Annotated in this window: 4 protein-coding genes; 2 read left to right on the top strand and 2 right to left on the bottom strand. The window is 56.8% G+C overall.

What is annotated here, in order from left to right; genetic code table 11:
* Positions 1 to 167 precede the first annotated feature (167 nt).
* Complete coding sequence (locus ABRA89_RS20140; protein WP_349943290.1) at positions 168 to 1,040, top strand: hypothetical protein; 873 nt, start codon at positions 168 to 170, stop codon at positions 1,038 to 1,040.
* 84 nt (positions 1,041 to 1,124) lie between these two features.
* Positions 1,125 to 1,742, top strand: coding sequence for an IS5 family transposase (locus ABRA89_RS20135; RefSeq protein ID WP_349943291.1), 618 nt, complete (start codon positions 1,125 to 1,127; stop codon positions 1,740 to 1,742).
* 311 nt (positions 1,743 to 2,053) lie between these two features.
* Here ABRA89_RS20135 and ABRA89_RS20130 read toward each other — a convergent pair whose 3' ends face one another.
* Positions 2,054 to 2,962, bottom strand: coding sequence for a class I SAM-dependent methyltransferase (locus tag ABRA89_RS20130; RefSeq protein WP_349943289.1), 909 nt, complete (start codon positions 2,960 to 2,962; stop codon positions 2,054 to 2,056).
* A 179-nt stretch (positions 2,963 to 3,141) separates the two neighbouring features.
* Positions 3,142 to 3,480, bottom strand: coding sequence for a hypothetical protein (locus ABRA89_RS20490; RefSeq protein WP_463671328.1), 339 nt, complete (start codon positions 3,478 to 3,480; stop codon positions 3,142 to 3,144).
* Positions 3,481 to 4,058: the final 578 nt, after the last annotated feature.

The following is a 4,058-nucleotide window of genomic DNA, read 5'->3' as shown; positions in this document are numbered from 1 at the left end:
CCCACTGATCGTCTCGAAGCATCAATCTCGCCATGGTCGTCATTCCTCGCATTCCAGATCGGGCGAGAAATGAATCAAATCTATAGCCTTGATGGAACCACCTGATTCTCAACAGGCCCTAGAACGATAGTCCCATAGAAAATTCTTCTCATGAGTGTCCGTCCCATATGTCCGACAGTCTGACCGACCTGATTCTTTCCTTGACCCCCGAAGACGGTTTTTCCATCGGCAACGGCGCGGTGATGGCGCTACTGCGCGAGCAGGTGCCTAGCCTTTCTGAGGACGATTACATCGGCGCGCGCGACGTCCTGGTGGATGACGGTCTGCTCGCCAAGGGGTGCGGGCGAGGCGGCTCGATCGTGCGGGTGGTCGAGGCTGACCAAGATCAGGAGGACGGCGAACAAACTTGGGACGAGGATGTCGACGACAATAAGGACGGGTTCTCCTTGATTTCGACCGAGGAACTACAGGACGGGTCTCATCGGCATGCCGCCTCTCGCGCAAAGAAGGCTGCGCGCAAACCCACCGGCCCCACGCGGGTCCTGTCCTATCGCCACGGCGAAACCCGGGTGAACAACCCCGAGGTTGGGATGGTCCATGCCGGCACCGATCCGGATGGTGAGAAGACGGTTTGGGCCTACGACCCGTATCTCGACCCGGTGCTGAACTTCGACTCTGCGCGCGCGGAGATCGAACGGCTCATCGACGATGCGCTGGCCAGCGACGATCCCGAGCGGATGAAGGACGCGCTGCAGGAGCTGAAGCGGCTGCAGACGCCCTATCTCAACTGGACCGGCGAGGCGAAGCGGACGAGCGTCGAGGTCGATACCGTCTCGCTGCATGTCCGCGAACGGGTGGACCCGGCGACGATCCTCGCCAATGCGGCGAAGCGGCTGAAGGGGAAGGATGCCGCGACGCAGTGGCGGCAGCCGGACCTGTTCGCGGCGCCGTTCGAGAACCTGCCGCTGCGCCAAGCGCTGGGTTTCTACCACCACGAAAAGGGCTGGTCGAACCGCCTAGGCCGCATGGACAAAGGTTGACATATTTCGGTTCGGTTGATTCAAGACTGCCATTTGGAGGCAGTTTTGGGCGAACGCATTGGGATGTCCGACGAAAACTGAGCGATCATCGAGCCCCTCCTGCCTGCGAAGCGCAGGCGTGGATGCAGACCCTCTTATGATAACCGCCGTTTCTTCGAAGGCATGATGTGGATCGCCCGAACCGGGTCGCAATGGCGGCATCTGCCAAACGAATACGGCAAGTGGAACAGTGTCTTCCGACGCTATCGCCGCTGGATCGAGACCGGCGTATTCGATGCTATGCTGGAGGCGCTGGCCGAAATGGCGGATCGAGACCGATCGGCCGACATGGTGGATTCCACCGTCGTTCGCGCTCATCACTGCGCGGTCAGCATAAAAAGGGGACTGGAGAAAACCGAAGCGCTCGGCCGCTCGCGGGGTGGCTTCACCTCGAAGCTCCATGCGCGGTGCGACGGAAAAGGACGCCCGCTCGGCTTCGTCCTGACGCCGGGCCAGACCCACGACGTTATCGGCTTCAGCCCGTTGATGCGTATGATCGACGACCGGATCGAAGCGCTCCTGGCCGACAAGGGATACGACGCAGCCGCGATCCGCGAAGACTTGCGGAAGGCGGACATCGAAGCGGTCATTCCTGGCAAGCGGAACCGGATCGATCCGCCGGCGCATGACGCCGGAAAGTACAAATGGCGCAATCTCGTCTAGAGCCTGTTCAATCAACTCAAGAACTGGCGGAGGGTCGCTACCTGCTATGACAAAACCCGTGAGTTCTATCTCGGCTTCGTCTCCATCGGCGCAATCAAACTTTGGCTGCACTTTGTCCACGCGGCCTAGATTTGGTAGGTGCCTGAACGAACGGGATAAGGAGTAAAATTTTACTACGGGATGCTGCCTTATTCATGAAACGTGTCAATATTTTTTCATTAGAACATATTTTCTAAAAGCTATTGGCCTATTACTGCTTATTTAGAATCACGTTGCAAATAATTTTGTCATTCTTCCTGAACGGCGGATTGCTACTTCTTTAGTATTGCTGTAAATTCGTTGCATCCGCGAGGGGTATGGTACACTCTGAGGGGGCTGAGCGCTATCAATTTCAGGCGCTTAAGAGACGCGATGATGAACTCGAAGCTCTGCGGCGTGAACTGCCAGGCATGCACGTCAATATAGGCGCCTTCCGATTTCTCGTATTCGTCGATTGCTGCCCGGATCCGCAGGTCGCGGTCTTTGAAATAGTCGCCATCCGTGTGGTCGCCCTGCCAATGACGCCCGCAATCATTGTGGGTAATGAGGGCGCGATGCTCGATCACGCTTTGAAGGCTGTGGACTGTCCGCCCGTCGGCATGGGCGGCGCAGATCTCCGGAAGGCCGGACTGGTCGATAAAATAATCGAAACAGTAGCGTTTGTCGGGAATGAGTAAGAAATAGAAGCCACTGGGCTTGAGAATGTCGCAGACCGCGTTCAAGTGATGGATCAAATCCGGCTGATGCTCTACCACATGAGAAGAAATAACGAGATCGAACGTTTCGTCGATGATCGACAGATCGCCGGAAGGCGAAACAAAGTCGATCGCTGGAACCTCGACGATCGGATAGCCAACCTTCTTGGCACGCCGTTCCAAAGCCGCACCGTCGAGGACGTCGAAATATTTGACGTTTGGCCCTTTCAAAATCGGATTGCAGAACGGACCGATCTCCAAGATTTTTTCGTAAGCGCCGGCACGGGCGACGAAATGGTCGCGAACAGAGCTGTCGGCAGCGATGCGACCTTCGGCTATACCATGTCGATAAAAATGGTCTCTCAACGCTGCCTCATCGAACGCCTGGAAAGCCTCGTTCTTTCGATAAATATGCGGATTGAAGACAGGTTCGAAGTCCACCTCATCTTGTGCGGATATCGAACCTGATCTCGATTGATCGGTCATGGATTAATCTCTTCCCCCCCCGAAAGGGTTTACAATCCGCACGCTATACGCGACTTCGGCAGGCCGGTAAAATGGAGACAGACGCGACGATCTCCGCAGTCCATAGATCCTTCGGCCTCAGGCTCTGTCAATGCCGACTGAATTTTGGTTCTCCCGCACTTTGTGTGGAGCCTGAAGGATCAAGTCGGAGCAAAGACGCGCTGACGCAGGAGATCGAAGCCGGCTCGGCTGTACATCGTCCGCTTGATCATCTTCAAGCGACTGATTTGGCCCTCGACAGGGCTCGTCGTCCAAAGCGTTTCGATTGCAGCCACGACCGCGTCTTCGTCCCGTCGAAGGTTTGCCGCGAACCGCGCGAGCAGGGTCTTCGCCGCGTCATCGAACCATTCGGTCAGGTTGGGATCGTCGCACTGGCGGCGTAGCATTCGGTTCAGTCGTCCGACCAGATCCGCGACGACGGCAAGAGCCGGAATAGACCTTCTGGTCTCTTCGACGAAGCGGCGATCGTTATCGGCCATCTTTCCGATATCGGCCTGAAGTAGGCGCGCTGCTCTTCCATCTGCTGAGCAAACTCAGAAGTGGCTCCGGTTGTCTGAACAGTCTCGCCGGTTCTGATAAGTGGATCGCCTTCGGGTTATAGGCCACGGCGAGCAGCGGCTGGTTGAAGTAGATGGCGTCGGGCGTATGTCCGCCGAGGCGGGAATGTTGGACTTGCTTCGGGAAAGTGGAGAGCTCTTCTAAAAGAGAGAGGAGCATTCCATGGGCAGATCACATCGCCGGTTCGGCAAAGAATTCGAGTTGGAGGCCATTCTGTTGATTTCCACTCGGAACTGACCCGGGTTTTCCATCGAGAATTGACCCGGGTTCGACTTGAGTTGCCGGGGTCGTCTTTTATGAAGGCATGAGCGTTTTCCTTTTTCCTGCGGTTAGCGGTTTCGGTGCTTGCCCTGAAGCGGAAGCTGTCGTTTCCGGTCTGACCTGCCACTGAATCTTCATCCAACAGCGATTAGAGTCTCGTCCGTTTCAGATACGCCGTTGGGCGCTGGTTGAGCAACCGGCGTAGGTGCGGAGCCATCCGATAGCGGAGCGCCGGAGC

Origin of the sequence: Fulvimarina thalattae (assembly GCF_040239565.1) — a bacterium.
Lineage (GTDB): Bacteria > Pseudomonadota > Alphaproteobacteria > Rhizobiales > Rhizobiaceae > Fulvimarina.
Note: the sequence above shows the minus strand (reverse complement) of the source record. Positions and strands in the feature narration are given on the sequence as shown.